Annotated in this window: 26 protein-coding genes; 9 read left to right on the top strand and 17 right to left on the bottom strand. The window is 37.7% G+C overall.

Annotation, left to right across the window (positions count from 1 at the left end; translation table 11 throughout):
* Positions 1–102 precede the first annotated feature (102 nt).
* From ACTJJF_RS13400 to ACTJJF_RS13385, 4 genes are all read left to right on the top strand, one after another.
* Positions 103–564, top strand: coding sequence for a hypothetical protein (locus ACTJJF_RS13400; RefSeq protein ID WP_312297434.1), 462 nt, complete (start codon positions 103–105; stop codon positions 562–564).
* Positions 565–739: 175 nt separating this feature from the next.
* Complete coding sequence (locus ACTJJF_RS13395) at positions 740–1,444, top strand: MotA/TolQ/ExbB proton channel family protein (RefSeq protein ID WP_312297433.1); 705 nt, start codon at positions 740–742, stop codon at positions 1,442–1,444.
* Positions 1,445–1,453: 9 nt separating this feature from the next.
* Positions 1,454–1,852: an ExbD/TolR family protein gene (locus tag ACTJJF_RS13390; RefSeq protein ID WP_440699966.1), complete on the top strand. Its 399-nt coding sequence runs from the start codon at positions 1,454–1,456 to the stop codon at positions 1,850–1,852.
* Between the two features lie 36 nt (positions 1,853–1,888).
* Entirely contained in the window at positions 1,889–2,773 is an 885-nt protein-coding gene (locus ACTJJF_RS13385; protein WP_312297429.1) for a ferric siderophore ABC transporter substrate-binding protein, read from the top strand.
* Positions 2,774–2,787: 14 nt separating this feature from the next.
* Here ACTJJF_RS13385 and ACTJJF_RS13380 read toward each other — a convergent pair whose 3' ends face one another.
* The 10 genes from ACTJJF_RS13380 to ACTJJF_RS13335 form a co-directional block, all read right to left on the bottom strand.
* On the bottom strand, positions 2,788–3,180 hold the full coding sequence (locus ACTJJF_RS13380; protein WP_440699965.1) for a hypothetical protein: 393 nt from the start codon (positions 3,178–3,180) through the stop codon (positions 2,788–2,790).
* A gap of 107 nt (positions 3,181–3,287) precedes the next feature.
* Positions 3,288–3,653, bottom strand: a complete 366-nt coding sequence (locus ACTJJF_RS13375; RefSeq protein WP_312297425.1) for a four helix bundle protein — start codon at positions 3,651–3,653, stop codon at positions 3,288–3,290.
* Positions 3,654–3,707: 54 nt separating this feature from the next.
* Positions 3,708–5,111 carry a nucleoside recognition domain-containing protein gene (locus ACTJJF_RS13370; protein ID WP_312297424.1) on the bottom strand — a complete coding sequence of 468 codons (1,404 nt, stop codon included), beginning with the start codon at positions 5,109–5,111 and terminating at the stop codon, positions 3,708–3,710.
* A gap of 538 nt (positions 5,112–5,649) precedes the next feature.
* A complete protein-coding gene (locus tag ACTJJF_RS13365; RefSeq protein WP_440699964.1) occupies positions 5,650–6,159 on the bottom strand; it encodes a DUF6973 domain-containing protein in 510 nt (169 codons plus the stop codon).
* Between the two features lie 54 nt (positions 6,160–6,213).
* On the bottom strand, positions 6,214–7,068 hold the full coding sequence (gene accD, locus ACTJJF_RS13360; RefSeq protein ID WP_002982142.1) for an acetyl-CoA carboxylase, carboxyltransferase subunit beta: 855 nt from the start codon (positions 7,066–7,068) through the stop codon (positions 6,214–6,216).
* A gap of 90 nt (positions 7,069–7,158) precedes the next feature.
* A complete protein-coding gene (gene fbaA / locus ACTJJF_RS13355) occupies positions 7,159–8,229 on the bottom strand; it encodes a class II fructose-bisphosphate aldolase (RefSeq protein WP_312297419.1) in 1,071 nt (356 codons plus the stop codon).
* Positions 8,230–8,299: 70 nt separating this feature from the next.
* On the bottom strand, positions 8,300–9,166 hold the full coding sequence (locus ACTJJF_RS13350; RefSeq protein WP_312297417.1) for an NAD kinase: 867 nt from the start codon (positions 9,164–9,166) through the stop codon (positions 8,300–8,302).
* A gap of 1 nt (position 9,167) precedes the next feature.
* Positions 9,168–9,821 (bottom strand): CBS domain-containing protein, encoded by a 654-nt coding sequence (locus ACTJJF_RS13345; RefSeq protein ID WP_065399947.1) that lies wholly within the window; start codon positions 9,819–9,821, stop codon positions 9,168–9,170.
* Positions 9,822–10,008: 187 nt separating this feature from the next.
* Positions 10,009–10,539, bottom strand: coding sequence for an RNA methyltransferase (locus ACTJJF_RS13340; RefSeq protein WP_065399948.1), 531 nt, complete (start codon positions 10,537–10,539; stop codon positions 10,009–10,011).
* Positions 10,540–10,544: 5 nt separating this feature from the next.
* Complete coding sequence (locus tag ACTJJF_RS13335; protein ID WP_312297411.1) at positions 10,545–11,165, bottom strand: toxin-antitoxin system YwqK family antitoxin; 621 nt, start codon at positions 11,163–11,165, stop codon at positions 10,545–10,547.
* Positions 11,166–11,220: 55 nt separating this feature from the next.
* Here ACTJJF_RS13335 and ACTJJF_RS13330 point away from each other — a divergent pair, with 55 nt between their 5' ends.
* Positions 11,221–11,820, top strand: a complete 600-nt coding sequence (locus ACTJJF_RS13330; RefSeq protein WP_440699963.1) for a hypothetical protein — start codon at positions 11,221–11,223, stop codon at positions 11,818–11,820.
* A gap of 12 nt (positions 11,821–11,832) precedes the next feature.
* Here the strand turns inward: ACTJJF_RS13330 and ACTJJF_RS13325 are convergent, their stop codons facing one another.
* The gene (locus ACTJJF_RS13325; protein WP_312297407.1) at positions 11,833–12,711 is read right to left on the bottom strand and encodes a bestrophin family protein; all 879 of its coding nucleotides are present in this window, start codon (positions 12,709–12,711) and stop codon (positions 11,833–11,835) included.
* A gap of 3 nt (positions 12,712–12,714) precedes the next feature.
* Entirely contained in the window at positions 12,715–12,921 is a 207-nt protein-coding gene (locus ACTJJF_RS13320) for a hypothetical protein (RefSeq protein WP_440699962.1), read from the bottom strand.
* A 192-nt stretch (positions 12,922–13,113) separates the two neighbouring features.
* Here ACTJJF_RS13320 and ACTJJF_RS13315 point away from each other — a divergent pair, with 192 nt between their 5' ends.
* Positions 13,114–13,989, top strand: coding sequence for a cupin-like domain-containing protein (locus tag ACTJJF_RS13315; RefSeq protein WP_440699961.1), 876 nt, complete (start codon positions 13,114–13,116; stop codon positions 13,987–13,989).
* A gap of 185 nt (positions 13,990–14,174) precedes the next feature.
* On the opposite strand, the gene ACTJJF_RS13310 is transcribed toward ACTJJF_RS13315, so the two are convergent.
* The gene (locus tag ACTJJF_RS13310; protein WP_440699960.1) at positions 14,175–14,705 is read right to left on the bottom strand and encodes a GNAT family N-acetyltransferase; all 531 of its coding nucleotides are present in this window, start codon (positions 14,703–14,705) and stop codon (positions 14,175–14,177) included.
* A gap of 123 nt (positions 14,706–14,828) precedes the next feature.
* Between ACTJJF_RS13310 and mutS the strand changes: the two genes are divergently transcribed.
* The gene (gene mutS, locus ACTJJF_RS13305) at positions 14,829–17,417 is read left to right on the top strand and encodes a DNA mismatch repair protein MutS (RefSeq protein WP_440699959.1); all 2,589 of its coding nucleotides are present in this window, start codon (positions 14,829–14,831) and stop codon (positions 17,415–17,417) included.
* Positions 17,418–17,450: 33 nt separating this feature from the next.
* Here the strand turns inward: mutS and ACTJJF_RS13300 are convergent, their stop codons facing one another.
* The 4 genes from ACTJJF_RS13300 to ACTJJF_RS13285 form a co-directional block, all read right to left on the bottom strand.
* A complete protein-coding gene (locus ACTJJF_RS13300) occupies positions 17,451–17,609 on the bottom strand; it encodes a hypothetical protein (RefSeq protein WP_312297400.1) in 159 nt (52 codons plus the stop codon).
* 31 nt (positions 17,610–17,640) lie between these two features.
* Positions 17,641–17,805 carry a hypothetical protein gene (locus tag ACTJJF_RS13295; protein WP_440699958.1) on the bottom strand — a complete coding sequence of 55 codons (165 nt, stop codon included), beginning with the start codon at positions 17,803–17,805 and terminating at the stop codon, positions 17,641–17,643.
* 91 nt (positions 17,806–17,896) lie between these two features.
* Positions 17,897–18,055 carry a bacteriocin gene (locus ACTJJF_RS13290; protein WP_312297398.1) on the bottom strand — a complete coding sequence of 53 codons (159 nt, stop codon included), beginning with the start codon at positions 18,053–18,055 and terminating at the stop codon, positions 17,897–17,899.
* A 33-nt stretch (positions 18,056–18,088) separates the two neighbouring features.
* Complete coding sequence (locus tag ACTJJF_RS13285; RefSeq protein WP_440699957.1) at positions 18,089–18,247, bottom strand: hypothetical protein; 159 nt, start codon at positions 18,245–18,247, stop codon at positions 18,089–18,091.
* A gap of 149 nt (positions 18,248–18,396) precedes the next feature.
* Here ACTJJF_RS13285 and ACTJJF_RS13280 point away from each other — a divergent pair, with 149 nt between their 5' ends.
* Positions 18,397–18,885, top strand: a complete 489-nt coding sequence (locus tag ACTJJF_RS13280; protein ID WP_312297396.1) for a TlpA family protein disulfide reductase — start codon at positions 18,397–18,399, stop codon at positions 18,883–18,885.
* A 12-nt stretch (positions 18,886–18,897) separates the two neighbouring features.
* Positions 18,898–19,551, top strand: a complete 654-nt coding sequence (locus tag ACTJJF_RS13275) for a thioredoxin family protein (protein WP_440699956.1) — start codon at positions 18,898–18,900, stop codon at positions 19,549–19,551.
* The last annotated feature ends 64 nt before the right edge of the window (positions 19,552–19,615 follow it).

The following is a 19,615-nucleotide window of genomic DNA, read 5'->3' as shown; positions in this document are numbered from 1 at the left end:
TTTAAAAAATAATTTTCAAAATCCTTTTCACATTAAATCAATTTTTTATCTTTGTCTAAAACGTTTAACAATCATATTATTACAGTTCTTTTTTAAGGAAAAATGAAAGGGATTTTAAAAATTTACCATCCGGACGAAACGCTAAAATACAATATCAGAAATACTTATTGTAAAGCAGTTTACAGCAACCAGCAACACTTTTTAGAGGTTGAAATTATTACGGATGACAGTTTGGATCATGTAGATGATGATTCATTACAGTACAACTTTCCGCAGCTATCACTTGAAGTATTCGATTTTCCTATCGATTCTGCGGAGATAGAAGGAAAAACTATCAAAATCAATGATTCTGACGAAGAAACTTATACAGAAGTAGATCTTTTTGATGATGAAGATGCTTATATCTATGATAATGAGCTTCTTTTTGAGAAAAACGAAGAAGGTGAGCTTCAGGTGATCTGGAAAGGAACCATTGATGATTTCTATACGGGGTCAGATACTCCGCTTCCTTTTAGGTTAAAATGCGAATTTAAACAGGATGATATAGAGGTAGACGAAGATTAATAAAGTCGCCCATCCTTTTTTATACCCAATTTCTTTTCAAAATTTCTTTTGGAAAGAAATTTGTTGTTTAGTATGATGATAACAAAATTTAAGTTGTTTTTAAGCAATTTTTAAGATATCAATTCATAATATTCCACTACATTTGTCGTTGAAACTTTAATAAAATTCACAATTAATGCTGTTAACGGAACTTTCTCAGATTTTATTTGCACAAATTGCTACCCCTGCAGTTGCTACAGACAATTTAGAATTTTCATTTTGGAAAATCATGTTCCACGGAGGAGCTTTCGCTAAAATAGTGATGGTGACCGTATTGCTTCTGGGGATATTTTCTTTATACCTGTTTTTTGAAAGGTTTTTCTTTATCAAAAGACTGACTTCCAAGACAGATTCCAACTTTATGAACAATATTGAAGATTTCATTAAAGCAGGAAAGATAGAAGCGGCAACAGATTACTGCAAGACGCAGAACTCTCCGGAAGGAAGAATTTTAGAAAAAGGAATCTCAAGACTGGGGCGTCCTGTTTCTGACATTGTAAGTGCCATGGAAGCGCAGGCCCAGGTAGAGGTAGCCAATATGGAGAAAAACCTGAACCTTTTGGCCGTTGTACCAAGTATTGCTCCGATGCTGGGGCTTTTGGGTACCGTAATCGGGATGATCATTGCTTTCTTCAACTTATCGCATGCAACAGGGTCATTCTCTCCGAAAACCCTTTCGGAAGGTATTTATACCGCTTTAGGACAGACGGCAGTAGGTCTGGCAGTAGCCATTCCGGCTAATTTCTGTTACAATATCCTTTTGACAAGAATTGATAAGTTTGTACTGAAGGCTCAGAATATGTCAGGAGAATTTTTAGATCTTATCAACAAACCTTTATAAATTCTTAAGATGAAAATTCAGAGAAGAAATAAAGCGAATCCGGAATTCAGTTTAGCAGCGATGACAGACGTTATCCTGTTGATGCTGATTTTCTTTATGATCACCTCTTCGGCTGCCAATCAGAGCGCCATTGATGTGAATCTGCCGAAAGCCGGAGCAGTTGACGACAATATACCCAATCCTTTGACGGTAAGTATCAAGCCGGATGGCTCATTCTTTGTAGATGACAATCCTGCCAATAAAGGAGAACTGGAACAGATTATTGTGGATAAATTAGCCAGTCAGGCTAATAAATCCTTCACCATCAGAGCCGACGAAAATACGTTGCATAAAGATGTGGTATTTGTGATGGAAATTGCTGAAAAACATAAACTTAACATTGCCATTGCAACCGTTAAAGATAAATAACAGATCCGGATTTCCGGTAGAATCAGTATTATAAAGATGAGAAGCTATACAGCAAACAGAAACGAAGAAAATAAAGACAGGATAAAAAGTGCTCTGCTTTCTATTCTGATCTGGGCTGCCATTCTGCTTTTTGTTTTCTTATATAAATTAAAACCTGAGCTGGATAAAGAACCTGAAGTTGTGACCACTATGCTTGTCAATTTCGGGGACAACAGAAACGGAAACGGAATTGAAGAGCCTGCGGAACAGCCGGGAAGTCTGGCTGCTGCTACAGAAGAAGTTACTCCTGAACCTGCTGAAACACCTGTACCGGAAACAAAAACCGTGGTAAAGCCTGAGCCTGCACCTGAACCGAAGAAAACGGAAGTGAAGGAGAAGGTCATCACAGGTAACAATTCAAAAAATACAGCTGCTAAAAAAGAGGAATCTAAAAAAGCAGAGAAAAAAGAAGCCACCAGTACAAGTGCTTCAAAAAATACTAAAAAATCAGGCGCAGCCACAGCCAATGCAAAAACCGGAAATGGTGACGGAAAAGGAAATGCAGCCATTGGAAACCTGATCAGAGGAAGAGGCACCAAAGCCGGAAGCCAGGGAACAGGTACAGGCATCGGAAATGCGGGAGATCCTTTAGGGGGAGACGGAAATGGCGACAGCAAAGTAGGAATAGACAGAAAACTTGTAGGGTACATTCCGGGAACTATGGGCAGAGGAGGAGCACAGCCTTCACACAGCTGTACGGCAAGTGGATCTATTACCATTGCTTATACAGTAGATAAAGCAGGAAATGTGGTGTCAGCAAGAAGAGCGGGAGGTATTTCAGATCCTTGTGTATCTTCAACATCAGTAGCCTGGGTAAAAAAATATGTAAAGGCAGAGAAAGCCAGTACATCTTCTACCGGGACTTATAAAATTACATTCTAAAATACAAAAGCACTTTATTCAAGTGCTTTTTTTAATTCATTTATTCTGTTGATCACCGGAAGTGCAAAAATTCCGCTGGTCTGAAGGTAAAGCTCATAGAACGTCTTTGCTTTATCCTGAAAGTCTTTGTTCTGATCATGTCTGCTGTTGAAATAGAAAAGATTCCCCAGCATCTCATAATAATCCTTATGGTCTCTTTCCTGTCTTTCATTCACAAGGGCAATCATGTCTTCTTTGGTCATTGAAGATACTTCCGTGAAATTCATTTTGAAAATATCCCTCATCAGTGTATCAAAATCCAGCTCTTTCTGCATTAAGCTTTCTTCAGGTTTGTCAAGGATCAGTTTTTCCAATGCCTGAGACAACTGGCGGATGAGTCTTAGTGTAAATTCTTTATCTGTAATCATAATGGGTAATTTTGTTGCTAGTTGCTAGTTGCTAGTTGCTAGTTGCTAGTTGCTAGTTGCTAGTTGCTAGTTGCTAGTTGCTAGTTGCTAGTTGCTGGTTGTTGGGGTTATGTACGCCAATTTAGCTGGACGTATTTTATAAAATTATTTATTTTTCCTCCTAAGAGTTTATATTGTTCCGATTTCTCTTTAAACTCTGAACTTAATTCGGGATAAAGTCTTGTGATTTTTGATAGATGACATACGGTTTCATCACAACTTGCCTGAGAATAAGTCAGGAATTTGATAAAGTCTCCTTTGTAATTATTTCTTCCATAACCTTCCGCAATATTTGTGACAACAGAGTCTGCAGATCTTCTCAATTGGCTACCTAACTCATATAGTTCATACTTTGGCAGTTGGAGCGATAGCTTATGTGTTTCAATAAACAGCTCAAAAGCAATATTATAAATATCAAGTTTTTCGTAACTCATCAATACATTTTTAATGGTAAAGAAACTAGCAACGACCTAACCTGCAACTTTTCATTATGCAAAAAACAGATATGCCAGAGCAATGGATGTAATAATCCCCACCAAATCGGCCAGAAGCATGGCAATTACCGTATATCTCGTATTCTTTACAGCTACGGCACCAAAGTATACTGCAATCACATAAAACGTCGTATCTGAGCTTCCCTGAAGTACCGCTGCCAGTTTACCCTGGAAGCTGTCTGCCCCGAAGGTTGCCATGGTATCCACCATCATTCCTCTAGCTCCCGAACCGGATAGAGGTTTGATCAGTGCTGTTGGAAGTCCGTCAACGAATCTTGGATCAAGGCTTGCGGCATTGGCTATCCATTTCATGCCGTCAATGATCACATCAAAGACACCGGAAGTTCTTAACAGAGAAATAGCGATCAGCATTCCTACCAGGTAAGGAATAATTTTGACACAGGTAGTGAACCCTTCTTTTGCCCCTTCAATAAAGGCATCAAAAACATTGATCTTTTTATAGACGGCTCCCAGTACAATAGCGAGAAAAATAAAGAGAATAAGGCCGTTACTTAATACTTTACTGAAATCATCAAGTTCATCTTTGCTCAATTGGACCAGGTAAACTACCAGTAATCCTATAATTGCAGAAATTCCACCAACATAAGCAATCACTACCGGACGAAGAAGATTGATCTTCTGGTATAAAGAAACAATAATCATTGCTGCGAGAGTAGCCGCAAATGTAGCAATCATGCATGGCAGGAAGATATCGGTAGGTGTTTTGGAACCCATGGAGGCCCTGATGGCAATAATTGATACGGGAATCAAAGTCATTCCTCCGGCATGAAGACACAGAAACATGATCTGTGAATTACTTGCAGTATCTTTATTGGGATTTAAAGTCTGGAGACTTTCCATTGCTTTTAAACCAAAGGGAGTGGCAGCATTATCCAGACCAAGGAGATTGGCACTGAAATTCATCAGCATATGCCCGAATGCCGGGTGATTTTTCGGAATGTCAGGAAATAGCTTTGAGAAAAAAGGCTGTATAAAACGGCTTAAAAGGTTGATTCCGCCCGCTTTTTCTGCAATACTCATGAATCCCATAAACAGTGTCATGATTCCAATAAGACCAAGACAGATCTTTACGGCTGTTTCTGAAGTTCCGATGACTCCATCAGCTTCCTGAACACGATAAACTTGTACGTTCTGCTTTAAAGAATCTGTTTTATAATGAATCCTGCCATCAGCAAAATCATTTTTTTTCATCAGGCTGTCCTTTACAACAGGAGACAGGGTATTCATAGGCTGAGAAACAACCTTCACTGTATCACCCCCTTTTCCTACCACCATATCATTAAAAATGGTTTTGTAGTTGCTTGATGAGATGTATTTTATACTGGCAATGGCAATGGCAATGATAATGAAAGCCGACCAAATTCTGCTGAGAACCATCTGATTGATTTAATTGTTTAAACTTATCAAAAATACTTTAAACCACAAAAATAACTAAAGTCTTTGTTATTCCGGTATGAAAGAGTGCTAATGATCGTTTGCCGGCTTTATACTGTTTTAACGCAGTGTTCGCAAAGTTTCTAAATAGTGGGAAATGATTTTTTCGTTCGCAAAGGCGTTGGCACTAAGCAAAGAGAATTTAAGCTAGAGAACATTGCTGAATGAAATGCCCTTGCGGACGAAAATATGCATTAAGTTTTTAAATTTTCTTTGCGTTTTCATAGCGTTAAAAAAGATAATCCTGAGGGTAGATAAAAATGAATTTCTTCGCTCATAAAGATATTAGCAATAAGAAGAGCATTTATAATAGAACCTGTAATCGATAAGAAATATCTGATATATAACGATTAAGAAGAATTTAAGAAATAAAGCTTAGTTAAGATAAATCATTCTGATTTTTAAGCTTAAAGCGAAGCTTATCTTAATACTCTTAAAACCTTAAATCAATCTTAATGTTTCAAAATAAAGGTTTAAACAGTTATTCTTCCAAGTAAACAAGACGCCCTTCAAAATCATCATCAAGGTTTTTCAGAACTTTGGCTTCATCCATTTTTTTGATTAATGCATCTACAAAGAAGCTTTTTTCAAAAAACTGGCGGTGAATTCCCGGTAAAATTTCCATGAAATAATCCATTCCGATTTTGTTATTATGGAGATCCATTTTGGTTTCCAAAGGCTCGTTCGGGAAAAGTTCTTCATGCATATCTGTAATTCTTTTGCAAAAATCAAGTGCTTTTTTAGGAGAAGAAATTTTGCAGCAGTACATCATGATAAAGCAGCACCAGAGAGCATGTCTGAAAGCATTACCAATTCCATTTGTGGAGGCTGTCTTAGGAAATTTTTTCTGAGCTATGGTAAATGCCTTTACAGTAGCATGAAAGCTCATCAGGGCAAAAAGGGGATGGGGAAGTACAAGTGATAAAAGACGGATAATCTTTTTAAAGCTCATACTTCTGATGGTATTGAAAAATATCTTAAAAGTCCTCATAAATAAAAATCTCTCCCTAATTAGAGAGAGATTGTATTGTTTTTGTTACAGATACTATGCTTTTACCGCTAATAAATTAACTGTTTTGGCAACAGTATCCTGAATTTCTGTTCTTTTTACGATGAAATCTACAAATCCTTTTTCCTGTAAGAATTCTGAGGTCTGGAAACCTTCCGGTAAATCTCTACCGATTGTCTCACGGATTACTCTTGGTCCTGCAAAGCCGATAAGAGCTCCAGGTTCAGCCATGATGATATCAGCCGTCATTGCGAAAGATGCTGTGATTCCTCCGAAAGTAGGGTCACAAAGGTAAGCAATGTATAAAAGACCTGCTTCTGAAAGCTGAGCCAGTTTAGCCTGTACCTTTGCTAACTGCATCAAAGAATAAGTGGCCTCCTGCATTCTTGCCCCTCCGGACTGACAGATGATCATATACGGAAGTTTGTGTGCAATACAGTAATCTACCGCTCTTCTGATCTTTTCACCCATTACAGAACCTAAAGATCCTCCGATGAAAGCAAAATCCATACAGGAAACTACCATTTCAGTTCCTTTTACGGTTCCTACGGCATTTCTGATGGAATCTGTAAGCTTTGTTTTAGCCTTTACTTCCTTCAAACGGTCTTTATAAGGTTTTGTATCTTTAAAGTTTAAGATATCAATACTTTCTACATTGGCATCCAGTTCGGTGAATTTACCGCCGTCAAAAAGGATGTCAAAAAATTCCGCACTTCCTATTCTTACATGAAATCCGTCTTCGGGAGAAACATAATTATTTCTCTTTAGTTCATCATGTTCCACAACTTTTCCTGATGGAGTCTGATGCCATAGGCCCTTGGGAACGTCCTTTTTTTCATCAGTAGAGGTGGTAATGTTTTTTGCTTTTCTTTTAAACCAGTCGAATGCCATTTTTAAATTGTATTAATGTATAAATGTAAAATGTATCAATGTAAATGTATTTCTTACGGATACTTTTTACATTGATACAAATGTACAGTCTTATTTTAAAGTATTTACGTTATTTAAATCTTCAAATGCTTTTACCAATCTTGTAGAGAAAGTTTCCTCACCTTTTCTTACCCAAACTCTCGGGTCATAGAATTTTTTGTTAGGTTTTTCTTCTCCTTCAGGGTTTCCGATTTGAGCTCTTAAATATTCAATATTGTTTACCATATAATCTCTAACGCCTTCTGTATAAGCAAACTGAAGGTCAGTATCAATATTCATTTTGATCACTCCGTAGTCAATGGCTTCTCTGATCTCTTCTAAAGTAGATCCTGATCCACCGTGGAATACGAAATTAACAGGCTTAGCTGCAGTTCCGAATTTCTCCTGAACATATTTCTGAGAGTTGTCAAGGATTTTTGGGGTAAGAACCACATTTCCTGGCTTGTAAACTCCGTGTACGTTACCGAATGCCGCAGCGATGGTAAAGTTATCAGAAATAGCTTTTAATTTTTCGTAAGTATAAGCTACATCTTCAGGCTGAGTATATAGTTTGGAATTATCAACGTCTGAGTTGTCAACACCGTCTTCTTCACCACCTGTTACCCCGATTTCCACTTCAAGAGTCATCTGAAGTTTTGCCATTCTTTCGAAATATTTAGCTGAAATCTCGATGTTTTCTTCTAAAGGCTCTTCAGAAAGGTCTAACATGTGAGAAGAGTAAAGAGATTTTCCTGTCTGCTTGAAGAATTCTTCGTTAGCATCCATCAATCCATCAATCCAAGGAAGTAATTTTTTAGCACAGTGGTCTGTGTGTAGAATTACTGTTGCTCCGTAAGCTTCAGCAAGGGTATGAATGTGTTTAGCACCTGCGATAGCTCCTAAGATTGCAGACTTTTGTCCGTCATTGCTTAATCCTTTTCCTGCATTGAAAGCAGCACCACCGTTTGAAAACTGAATAATTACAGGAGAATTCAATTTCGCTGCAGTTTCCATCGTAGCGTTTACGTTGCTTGATCCAATTACGTTTACTGCAGGTAGTGCAAATTTATTTTCTTTAGCATACTGAAAGATATCAGTAACTAACTGACCTGTGGCAACTCCTGCCGGAAAAATTCTGCTCATGTTTTACTTTTTATTATAAATTTATTAGGTGTTTTAATTTCGTGTAAAGGTAATCATTTTTAAGAAATTACTAATTTCTTTTGTCCCGTCCCCAAAGCAGCTTTTGACGGATGGTTTCGTAAAAGCTCAAATTGTTGGGCTGTACCAGAAGAAGCTGAAAAGATGCCTTTCTGATAATGATTTCTTTATCCGTTTCAATATGGATCAGTCTGGAGTCCAGGGAAAGGGAATACTGTGGTACCCGGCTTTCCACCCTGAATTTGATTTCCACTTTATCATTCACTACTAAAGGTCTCACATTCAGATTGTGAGGAGCGATAGGCGTGATGACAAAATTTTCGTTGTTCGGGGAAATGATAGGTCCGCCACAGCTTAAAGAATAAGCGGTAGATCCTGTGGGTGTCGAAATGATAACCCCATCGCCCCAGAATACGTTCAGAAATTCATCATTGATGTAGGAATCCACAGTGATCATGGACGTGGTTTCTTTCCTGGAAACGGTGACATCGTTCAGTGCATAGGGAAAAGCTCCTTCCAGTTCCGGAGATACTACTTCTATGACGGAACGACGGCTTGTCTTTACATCTCCTTTTAAGATGGAATCCAGCTCTTTAAAAGCTTCTTCCTTGGTAAAGAATGCCAGAAATCCCAGTCTTCCTGTATTGACTCCTACCACCGGAATTTCAAGATCTTCAATGAACGTTAAAGAGTTTACAATAGTTCCGTCTCCACCGAAGGTGAAAAACAGATCAACTTCCTTATCCAGAAGGTCCTGCTTGCAGTTGAAGGTTTCGAATATCTTTGAAAACTGAAGTGCCTCAGCCATTTCATCATACAGAACGGATTTTACACCTCTGGTTTCAAGTTCAGAGATAAACTTGCTTAAATATAAAAAAGTATCAAGATCCTTTTTCTGTGAATATATGGCTGCCTTCATGTTATATTTCTATGAATTTTTGGAAAAAACCGAATCGGTCTTTAAACAGATCGGTTTTCTCATCAGAATAGTATTTTTCTACAATTCTGTAATCGTACCGGTCAAAAGTAGAGTCTATTGAGGCCAGATTTTCATTGCTGATCTTAATGGTAATATGGATTACCTCGTCAGACATAAAGCTTATGAACCCTCCGTAAAATTTTGAGTTATTGCTCTCTATAATATTGGCAATCTCAGTCATCGAATATTTTCTGGCCGGTGTTTCTATCGTAAGGATAGCTCCTGACTCTGAAAATAAAGGATAGCGGGACAGATCCTGGAAAATATCTTCACAGGTAATATACCCCAGATACTTTTCATTCTTGTTGATTACCGGGATCACATTGGAACTGAACGTATAAAACAGACGGATACTGTCCATGATATTGTTGTCTTCCAGAATCGCAAAACGTTCGATCTGATGCTCAAGATCCTTCAGTGTGCCGCCATCTTCTTCATAAAGAAAGTCTTTTGCAAGCGCTCCATAGAAGTGATGGGATTTTTTGATGAAAATATGGGAATATCCAAAATCTTCCAACATATTTCTGGCCGATTCTATGGAATCAGACAGGCTAAAACACGGAAAGTCTTTTGAGATATAGTCCTTGATAAACATTGTGCTAATTTATAAAAAATTAAATGAAACTTTTTCTGAAAACACGACTTTTTTTAAGATGAAACAAAAAAAGTGCCGTCAAAATTTGTTTGTAAAGAAAAAAAAAGTACCTTTGTCGCCTTTCATTTTTACTTTTTATTAGATTTATTTCAAACTGCACTGTCTACTAAGGACATATGCAGTTTTTTTATTTTAGGGCTTTGGCAAACTCCCACATCACAATTCCTGCACATACACTTACATTAAGAGAATGCTTGGTGCCAAGCTGTGGAATTTCCAGAAATACATCAATATTCGGGAGAACTTCATCACTGATTCCCTCTACTTCATTCCCTAAAATCAGCGCATATTTTTTCGAATGATCAATGGTAAAATCAGTAATCAGCCGGCTGCCCGTTGTCTGCTCAATACCTATAATTTCATATCCTTTGCTTTTCAGGTCTGCAATGGCATTGTTGGTTTCTTCTTCATGAGACCAGTCTACACTTTCGGTAGCACCCAATGCTGCTTTGTGAATTTCACGGTGAGGAGGCTGTGGCGTAATCCCGCAAAGGATTATTTTTTCGATCAGAAAAGCATCGGCCGTTCTGAATGCTGCACCCACATTGTGCATACTTCTGATATTATCTAAAATGATGACCAGTGGAATTTTTTCAACCTTCTTAAATGTTTCTACATCTATCCTGTTCAGCTCTTCCAGTTTTAGTTTCTGTACCAATTGTATTATTTTGTTGAGATTAATTTTCCGTCTTTGTAGACCTCTGTTTTTTCTATGCTTCCGTCTTCACGGTAATGTATTCTGTTGCCATTCCATTTATCATTCACGAATTCAGTTTCACGTTGTACCTTTCCGGACGGGTAGAATGCTTTCCATTTTCCGGTGGCAATTCCGTTTTCATACTGTCCTATCTGTTTTACGGATTTTCCGTCTTCATGAAATAGTCTGGTTTCACCATGCAGTTTGGCAAATTTATAATGAGAGATTTCCTCCACTTTTCCGGAAGGAGAATAAAACGTGCCGGTAAAGCTGTTGTCATAAATATTCTTTTCTCCGTTTGTGTATACTTCTTTACCGGTCAGGGTTCCATTTTTATCATAATAGTTCCATTCCTTTACTTTGAAGTCTTTTTTATATTCTCCCTTTGCGTGTATTTTTCCGTTTTCATGATAAAAAACCGCATCCCCTTCTCGTTTGCCTTTTTTCCATTCTACAATATTTTTTACCTGTCCGTTATCGAAAAATTCTTTACAGGATCCTTCCTGCAACCCGTCTTTATATCCGCAAGGTTTCTGCGCCCATACAAGGGAAGACACTGAAATGAATAGTAGAAGAATGTATTTCATAGCTATTTTTATTTCAAAAATAGTAAAATACTTATATTTGACTCAAAAATATACTATGAAAAAATTATTCATTTTATTGATATCCATGATGGCTTTTGCGTATTCAAATGCACAGAATACATACTATCCACAGGCTTTTTTTGATAAAAAACTGGCCAGAGACATGCTTGGATTCGGGAATTCTACCATAGAGGGTGTTGCTTCTACCAAACAGAAAAACAATTGGGGAATCAAACCACTGCTGGGTCAGAAGCACTATGCCCCTAAAGGTACTGTTGTGATGCTTTTTCCGGTAACTCCTTATTTTGAAGAGTTTTACAGCATGAGAAAAAAGTATGAAAATAAAAAAACTACGGTATACATGTCTGAAGAAGCTTTTAAATACAGGGTAGAAGCATTAACGGATGATCATGGAAGATTTAAGTTTGAAAAATTAAAACCCGGGAAATATTACCTTGAAACCATTGTAAATTTTACTGCTACGGCAAGCTACCAGCAGCAGACGGGTACAACAAATACCTTCAACGGTTACGGGAACTATCTGTATTCTACCCCAATATACAGTACGTTTTTCTATGGCTATGATGCTGCCAACCGGGAGAGTAAGTTTGTAGAAATAAAAGCAGACGGCGAATTAAAAGAAATCAACCTTTAAAAGGTTGATTTTTTATTTTCTGATCATGATTTGATGTACATTTTTCTCAATATTCTGAGCCAGTGTCTCCATTGGGATGTCATTCTCATCATTATTGAAAGGATCTTCAATTTCCTCGGCAATAAGCTCCAGGCTCATCAGTACATAATATACGAAAACGGTAAGCGGAATCATAAAAAGTCCGATCGTGATAACATAGGCAATAGGCAGAGCAAAAACATAAAGAATAATGAACTTCTTGATAAAAGAGGAGTATGAATAAGGAATGGGAGTATTTTTTATTCTTTCACAGCCTCCGCATACATCCAGAAATCCGGAAAGCTGGGTGTCTAAATACAGCATTTCGATTTCTGAGATTTTTCCTTCTTTTTTCAGCATATTCAGTTTATGATTCAAAAGAATGATCATTTCACTGGGGCCGTGATTTTTCAAAGACTTTTCAATTTCGGAATAATCTTCATCCAGTGCCAGCCTTGTAGACTCTTTAGAAAGGTGTTTGGCCAAAAAGTGAGGGAAAAACTTCAGATATCTTGCAATTTGTTCCGCATCCTGACGATTGTCACCAAGAATGGTGTTGATTTTTATCGCAAAATTCCTGGTGTCATTCACTAGCTTTCCCCATAGTTTTCTGCCTTCCCACCATCTGTCATATGCCGTATTTGTTCTAAAAACCAATAAAAGAGAAAGAACAAAGCCCAGTAAGGAATGAATCATTCCCACATTACTGACCCCCGATTTGGAAGTAAGGTGAAGATATTCGACTTCCAGATATTGAATTCCCCAGGAATATAATCCTACGAGGATCATACTTGGAAACAGAATTTTTAAAGTATCGCTTTTGTGTAAACTGAAAAGGATTTTAATAAAGTGTTTCGTGTTATAGGCTCTCATAAATTATCTGATATTGTCTTTATTTATAGCATCCAGATTATAAAATTTTGTCACATATTTTTTCCCATCTGAAGCAGTATGTTCCAAAATGGAACTAACTGAAATTTCTTCTAATTCTCCGCTGTCAAAAATATTAAGTAATAATACATTAAGTTTTACATCACCATTCGGGGTTGTATAAAGAATAAAGTTTTGAGCATTTTCCTCCATAGGGTAAAGTTCTTAAAAAAATCTGAAAAATAAAATGTTGATTTTTTGATCTCAGATTAAAATGTATTTAAAAATATTTATAAATGATTGAAATAGAAATGTTTAGTTTCTTTTTTAGTTTTCGGGTCCTTTTTCAGGCTTTCTCAATTTTCAAAAAAACACTATTTTTATTTCGCATTAAATACAAAGTACATGATCCTCGAAAACGTAGATGTTGTCAATGATATCAGTAAAGAAGATTTTCAGAAGAACTATTTTAAAAAGCAGAAACCTCTTTTAATCAAGAATTTTGCAAGCCGCTGGGATGCCTTCGACAAATGGAATCTGGCTTATATCCGTGAGAAAGCAGGCGATCAGGAAGTTCCGCTCTATGACAATAAACCAGCTGATGCGGCAAAAAGTTCTGATGCTCCGGTTACGAATATGAAGATGAAAGAGTATATAGATACGATAAAATCTAAACCTTCTGACCTGCGTATCTTCTTCTATATCATTACAGACAGGCTTCCTGAGCTATTGAAAAATTTTACTTACCCGGATCTGGGAATAAAGTTTTTTAAAAGACTTCCGACTTTATTTTTCGGAGGGAGTGAGGCGCATGTACTGATGCATTATGATGTAGATCTTGGAGATTTTATGCATATCCACTTTGAAGGAAAGAAGAGAATTCTGTTGTTTGATCAGAAGCAGTCTCCTTTTTTATATAAAGTTCCGTTATCCGTGCATACCATCTATGAGGTAGACTACGAAAATCCGGATTACGAGAAGTTTCCGGCTCTGAAATATGCCAAAGGCTATGAGATTTTTATGGAACATGGTGATGCCCTGTTTATTCCCGGAGCATTCTGGCATTTCAACAGATATCTGGAACCGGGTTTCTCACTCTCACTGAGGGCACTTCCCAATAAACCCAATGTTTTTGCCAATATGCTGTATCATGTTTTCATTATGCGGTACACGGATAAACTGATGCGAAAACTTTTCAAAGCCAAATGGGTGGATTATAAGCAGAAATGGGCCTACAAGAAAAGTTCAGATGCTTTGGAAAAACACCTTTCAGAAAAATAAGTATTATAATTTTGAAAATTTTAACGCATTGAGCGCTAGGCTTAGGGGCTATTTGCTAATAAAGGTTCGCAAAGGCGTTTCACTCAGCGAAGAAAGCCTTCAATAGCTAAATGAAATGCCTTTGCGAGCGAAAATAAGAAGAATCAATATCAATTTTCTTTGCATCTTAGCGTTAGATTTTGGATTTATTTATTAATAAGACCAAAGATGGTTGCGTCAACAAATTTTCCTTTTTCAAAAAAGAAATCTTTCAGCGTTCCTTCTTTGCTGAAATTTAAAGAAGTTAACAGCCTTTCTGAAGAAATATTGGAAGGATCAATGAAGGCATCTACCCGGTGCAGTCTCATAGTTTCAAAGCCGTATGTAAGAATAGGAAGGATAGCTTCCTTCATATAATATTGTCTCCAGAATTTTGGATTCAGCTCATAGCCGATTTCTGCCCTGAAATGTTCCCGGTACCAGTTGTGATACCCGCAGGTACCAATAACTTTTCCGGTGGATTTCAGTTCCAGGGCCCACCGGAACCCTTTTCCTTTTTCAAACTCACTGTTGAAGTGCCGGATAATTTGTCTGGAATCGTCCAGGGTTTTAAAGGGAGCCAGATCATAGTATTCCATGACTTCATCCAGCGAAAAATATTCAAAAAGATCTTCAGTATCGTGAGGGGTAAGCTGTCGTAAAATAAGTCTTTCAGTCTCTAAAACAGGAAATTCCATGAGTGATTTGATTTTATGGTGAAAATACAATTAATTACTGATAAAGTAAAGAGTATAGGATTACCGTTAAACAATTCCCGTACCCTGAATTTATTTTTTTAAATTTGGGGCTCATTTTTTACTATGGCAAAATCGAAGAAGGAAACCCCGTTAATGACTCAGTACAATACCATCAAGGGAAAATACCCTGATGCACTTTTACTTTTCAGGGTAGGCGACTTTTATGAAACTTTTGGGCAGGATGCCGTGAAAACATCCCAGATCCTGGGTATTGTTCTTACCAAAAGAAATAATGGTGAAGGCAGTGTGGAACTTGCCGGTTTTCCGCATCACTCTATAGATTCTTACCTTCCTAAACTGGTAAGGGCGGGAATGAGAGTGGCGATCTGTGATCAGCTGGAAGATCCGAAAATGGTGAAAGGAATTGTAAAAAGAGGAGTAACGGAACTGGTTACACCCGGGGTTACTTTCAATGATCAGGTGCTGAATTCAAAAAAGAACAACTTCCTGCTTTCTTTACACAAAGAAAAAGAGAAATACGGAATTGCCCTCGTAGATATCTCCACAGGAGAATTCCTAGTAAGTGAAGGAAACCTGGAGAAGCTGTTACACATTGTGAATACTTTTGATCCGAGTGAGATCATTTTCCAGAGAAGTGTACAGATCCCGGAACAGTTTAAAAATAAAAATGCCTTTAAGCTTGAAGATTGGGCATTCCAATACAATTTTGCCTACGAGAAACTAACCGGTCACTTTAAAACCAATTCATTAAAAGGTTTTGGAGTTGAAAACCTTCCATTGGCCATCACCGCAGCAGGAGCTATTTTTGCCTATCTGGTAGAAGATACCCACCACAACCTGCTTTCCCATATTACAAAACTTCAGGTTATTCCGCAGGAAGATTATCTGATGATGGATAATTTTACCTTGAGAAACCTTGAGATCGTTTATCCTAGCAATCCACAGGGGAAATCATTACTGGATATTATTGATAAGACTTCCACGCCTATGGGGGGGCGATTGCTGAGAAGAAGGATCATTCTTCCTTTAAAATCTGTGGATGAGATTATGAGAAGGCTTTCCCTGATCGATTTCTTAAATGAAAATGATCCGTTGAAATACGAGATCTGCCAACTGCTGAAATCCATTTCCGATCTTGACCGATTGATGGGGAAATTGGCTGCAGAAAAAATCTCACCTAAAGAACTTGGGTATTTACGCCAAAGTTTAATTAATATTCATAAGATCAAAGCATTACTGCATTCGCATGCAGAGGTGCTGGCGTGGCTGGAACCACTATTTGACCTTGAAGAGCTGATTAAATTCCTGCAAAGTCATCTTAACGAAGAGCTTCCTGTAAGCCTTGCGAAAGGAAATATCATCAAGGAAGGTGTTTCTGAAGAACTGGACCGATTGAGAAATCTTCAGAGCAAAGGTCGTGGCTTCCTGGATGATATGTGCCAGAGAGAGATTGAAAGAACAGGTATTACAAGCCTTAAAATTGATTTTAACAACGTTTTCGGATACTATATTGAAGTCCGGAATACCCACAAAGATAAAGTTCCTGATGACTGGGTAAGAAAGCAGACCCTTGTGAATGCTGAGCGATATATTACCGAGGAATTGAAGGAATATGAAAATCAGATTCTGGGGGCCGAAGAAAAAATAGGGGTTCTGGAAACTTCACTGTATAGAAATGTATGTTCTGAAACAATGGTGTATATTGACCAGATTCAGGGAAATTCCAATATCATTGCCCAGCTTGATGTAGCTTCCGGATTATCTGAACTGGCTGTTTCTGAAAGCTATACAAAACCCGTTCTGAATGACGGCTATGCGATTGATCTGAAAGAGGCAAGGCACCCGATTATTGAAAATGTCCTTCCATTAGGAGAAAAATATATTCCAAACGATATTTTCCTGGATAAAGATTCCCAGCAGATCATAATGGTGACCGGTCCGAACATGGCCGGTAAATCAGCGATTCTGCGTCAGACTGCTATTGTATGTCTTCTGGCTCAGATCGGAAGTTTTGTACCTGCCAAGCATGCTGAGATCGGAATGCTGGATAAGATCTTTACAAGGGTAGGAGCTACTGATAATATCTCTGCAGGTGAATCTACTTTCATGGTTGAGATGAATGAAGCGGCCAATATCCTGAATAATATTTCGGAAAGAAGCCTTATTTTACTTGATGAGATTGGGCGCGGAACTTCTACCTATGACGGAGTTTCCATTGCATGGGCTATTGCGGAATACCTGCATCAGCATCCTACACAGTCTAAAACGTTGTTCGCAACCCATTACCATGAGCTGAATGAAATGACGGTGAACTTTGAGAGGGTGAAAAACTTCCACGTATCCATCCAGGAGAATAAAGGAAATATCATCTTCCTTAGAAAGCTGGTGCCGGGAGGAAGTGAGCACAGTTTCGGGATCCATGTGGCAAAGCTGGCCGGGATGCCTGCAAAAGTAGTCAACAGAGCAAATGAAATCCTGAAAACACTCGAAGCGAGCAGAACTCAGGGAAGCAATTCGTCCGAAAGCATCAAAAGAGTGACTGAAGAAAATATGCAGCTTTCTTTTTTCCAGCTGGATGACCCGGTTCTGGAGAATATCCGTGAAGAGCTTACGAAGATAGATATCAATACCTTAACACCCATTGAAGCTTTAATGAAGCTGAATGCGATAAAAAAAATGATTGGAGGATAATCCAATCATTTTTTGTTTTTTTAAGTTTTGAAATTAACAGCAGTAGCCGTCATTGCCTCTTGGGCCTATAATAAGGAAGTGGCTTACTCCTCTTAGTTTACACAGGCCTTCTGCGCAGGATGCAGCACCCCCGTTGATGTCTTTCAGCTCTGCTTTAGAAAGTTTTCTTTTCTGAATGTGTGATGTTTTCATATTCCTTTTGTTTAAACGTTATAAACCGGGGTTAACAGCAAAATCCGTCCTGCATTCCGGGAACTCCATACCTTTCTTCTCCGGTATTCGGGTCTGTACAGCTTATCACTCTTGGGCAGATAGGTCTTAATCCGCCACTGATTTCTTTCAGCTCAGTTTTGCTAAGCTTTCTTTTTGGATTGTTTGACTTTTTCATAATGATTTTAATTTGGTGAATTTATTTTCTGTCTTAAATAAGAATGACCGAAGATTTTTCTCCGGTCACTCTGGGTTTTATTGAATGCCGGTTAACAACATCTTCCCTTACTGTCGCAGGCGCCTATTCTTATCTCTCCATCACCATCAATGTTGCAGAAGCAGGTTCCGGGACAAATTGTGCCTCCTCCGTTGATCTGTTTTAACTCGTTTTTTGTCAGTTTTCTTTTTTGAATGTTTGATTTTTTCATGATAATTTTAATTTGGTTTGTATTTTCAATAAATTAACAGCAATATCCGTCTCTGCCTACTGGTCCTATTACATATTGATCTTCGCTAATCTTACATAATCCTTCCGGGCATATAACGGGGCCGTTTCCTCCATTGATTTCTTTCAATTCGCTTTTTGTGAGTTTTTTCTTTTGAAAGTCTGATTTTTTCATGATAATTTTAGTTTTAATTGTAAGCTAATTTACATTTTATTTCAAATAATTCAATAGGTGGTGAAAGAAAATAACATTTTTATGCAATAATTAACAAAGTTTAACAGGTTGATAGTCATGGAGAAATAAAGCAATGATTAAATTTGAATATGAAGAATTTTATCCGGCTTTTAACCATATGTTTGTGCTTTACTGTTTTCAAAGCACAGCAGGCTGCAATTTCCATAGTGAAATATGAAGATCTGGAAAATCGTATCCGGCAGGAAAAAGATAAACTGCTTGTGGTTAATTTCTGGTCAACTACCTGTGCTCCCTGCGTCAAAGAGCTGCCTCACTTTATGGAAGTGAACAATAAACATGCAGGTGATCCAAAATTTAAAATGATTCTGGTTTCATTAGACCGTTTGGCAGATAAGGAAAGAGTATTAAAATTCATCAAAAGTAAAAATCTGACCGCTGAGGTGATTCTATTGGATGATATCAAAAGAATGAATACCTGGATTCCAAGGTTTGAAAAAGACTGGGATGGCAATATTCCGGTAACGTTGTTTTATAAAGATGGGGAGAAATTTCATTTTAATGATGGAGAAATGAGCAGAGAAGATCTTGAAAAAATAATTAATGAAAATCTACAATAAAAATAAACAGTTATGAAAAATATGAAAATTGTGATGATGGCATTTATGGCTGCCCTTGGGTTGTTGAGTTTTACAGCACCGAATCACGATAATAATCCTAAGAAAGACAATATTTCTGCTAAAAAAGGATATGAAGTAGGGGATGAGGCTACCGATTTTAAGCTTAAAAATATTGATGGTAAAATGGTTTCTTTGAGCGATTTTAAAAGTGCCAAAGGATTTATTGTCATATTTACCTGCAATCACTGCCCGTATGCAAAGAAATATGAAGACCGTATCATAGAACTGGACAGGAAATATAAATCTCTGGGATATCCCGTTATTGCCATCAATCCGAATGATCCCGATGTACAGCCGGAAGACGGTTATCAGCAGATGATTGAAAGGGCAAAACAGAAAGGCTTTACATTTCCTTATCTCGTAGACGAAGGACAGAAAATTTATCCTCAGTATGGGGCTACAAAAACCCCGCATGTCTTTGTATTACAGAAAGAAAACGGGAAGAATATCGTAAAATACATCGGAGCTATCGACAACAATTATGATAATCCCGCAGATGTATCGGAATATTATGCTCAGGATGCTGTAAACGCCTTAATTAAAGGTGAGCAGGTGAAAATGACAAAAACTGTTGCCATAGGATGTACAATCAAAGTAAAGAAATAATATATTTGCTTATCACAATACAATCGGTATTCCTGGAATGCCGATTTTTTATGTCCTAAAACAA

Origin of the sequence: Chryseobacterium sp. 22458 (assembly GCF_052044975.1) — a bacterium.
Lineage (GTDB): Bacteria > Bacteroidota > Bacteroidia > Flavobacteriales > Weeksellaceae > Chryseobacterium.
Note: the sequence above shows the minus strand (reverse complement) of the source record. Positions and strands in the feature narration are given on the sequence as shown.

Coding starts and splice junctions, on each gene's coding strand:
- ACTJJF_RS13400 (WP_312297434.1), top strand. CDS start 103: ATGAAAGGGATTTTAAAAATTTACCATCCGGACGAAACGCTAAAATAC.
- ACTJJF_RS13395 (WP_312297433.1), top strand. CDS start 740: ATGCTGTTAACGGAACTTTCTCAGATTTTATTTGCACAAATTGCTACC.
- ACTJJF_RS13390 (WP_440699966.1), top strand. CDS start 1,454: ATGAAAATTCAGAGAAGAAATAAAGCGAATCCGGAATTCAGTTTAGCA.
- ACTJJF_RS13385 (WP_312297429.1), top strand. CDS start 1,889: ATGAGAAGCTATACAGCAAACAGAAACGAAGAAAATAAAGACAGGATA.
- ACTJJF_RS13380 (WP_440699965.1), bottom strand. CDS start 3,180: ATGATTACAGATAAAGAATTTACACTAAGACTCATCCGCCAGTTGTCT.
- ACTJJF_RS13375 (WP_312297425.1), bottom strand. CDS start 3,653: ATGAGTTACGAAAAACTTGATATTTATAATATTGCTTTTGAGCTGTTT.
- ACTJJF_RS13370 (WP_312297424.1), bottom strand. CDS start 5,111: ATGGTTCTCAGCAGAATTTGGTCGGCTTTCATTATCATTGCCATTGCC.
- ACTJJF_RS13365 (WP_440699964.1), bottom strand. CDS start 6,159: ATGAGGACTTTTAAGATATTTTTCAATACCATCAGAAGTATGAGCTTT.
- accD (WP_002982142.1), bottom strand. CDS start 7,068: ATGGCATTCGACTGGTTTAAAAGAAAAGCAAAAAACATTACCACCTCT.
- fbaA (WP_312297419.1), bottom strand. CDS start 8,229: ATGAGCAGAATTTTTCCGGCAGGAGTTGCCACAGGTCAGTTAGTTACT.
- ACTJJF_RS13350 (WP_312297417.1), bottom strand. CDS start 9,166: ATGAAGGCAGCCATATATTCACAGAAAAAGGATCTTGATACTTTTTTA.
- ACTJJF_RS13345 (WP_065399947.1), bottom strand. CDS start 9,821: ATGTTTATCAAGGACTATATCTCAAAAGACTTTCCGTGTTTTAGCCTG.
- ACTJJF_RS13335 (WP_312297411.1), bottom strand. CDS start 11,165: ATGAAATACATTCTTCTACTATTCATTTCAGTGTCTTCCCTTGTATGG.
- ACTJJF_RS13330 (WP_440699963.1), top strand. CDS start 11,221: ATGAAAAAATTATTCATTTTATTGATATCCATGATGGCTTTTGCGTAT.
- ACTJJF_RS13325 (WP_312297407.1), bottom strand. CDS start 12,711: ATGAGAGCCTATAACACGAAACACTTTATTAAAATCCTTTTCAGTTTA.
- ACTJJF_RS13320 (WP_440699962.1), bottom strand. CDS start 12,921: ATGGAGGAAAATGCTCAAAACTTTATTCTTTATACAACCCCGAATGGT.
- ACTJJF_RS13315 (WP_440699961.1), top strand. CDS start 13,114: ATGATCCTCGAAAACGTAGATGTTGTCAATGATATCAGTAAAGAAGAT.
- ACTJJF_RS13310 (WP_440699960.1), bottom strand. CDS start 14,705: ATGGAATTTCCTGTTTTAGAGACTGAAAGACTTATTTTACGACAGCTT.
- mutS (WP_440699959.1), top strand. CDS start 14,829: ATGGCAAAATCGAAGAAGGAAACCCCGTTAATGACTCAGTACAATACC.
- ACTJJF_RS13300 (WP_312297400.1), bottom strand. CDS start 17,609: ATGAAAACATCACACATTCAGAAAAGAAAACTTTCTAAAGCAGAGCTG.
- ACTJJF_RS13295 (WP_440699958.1), bottom strand. CDS start 17,805: ATGAAAAAGTCAAACAATCCAAAAAGAAAGCTTAGCAAAACTGAGCTG.
- ACTJJF_RS13290 (WP_312297398.1), bottom strand. CDS start 18,055: ATGAAAAAATCAAACATTCAAAAAAGAAAACTGACAAAAAACGAGTTA.
- ACTJJF_RS13285 (WP_440699957.1), bottom strand. CDS start 18,247: ATGAAAAAATCAGACTTTCAAAAGAAAAAACTCACAAAAAGCGAATTG.
- ACTJJF_RS13280 (WP_312297396.1), top strand. CDS start 18,397: ATGAAGAATTTTATCCGGCTTTTAACCATATGTTTGTGCTTTACTGTT.
- ACTJJF_RS13275 (WP_440699956.1), top strand. CDS start 18,898: ATGAAAAATATGAAAATTGTGATGATGGCATTTATGGCTGCCCTTGGG.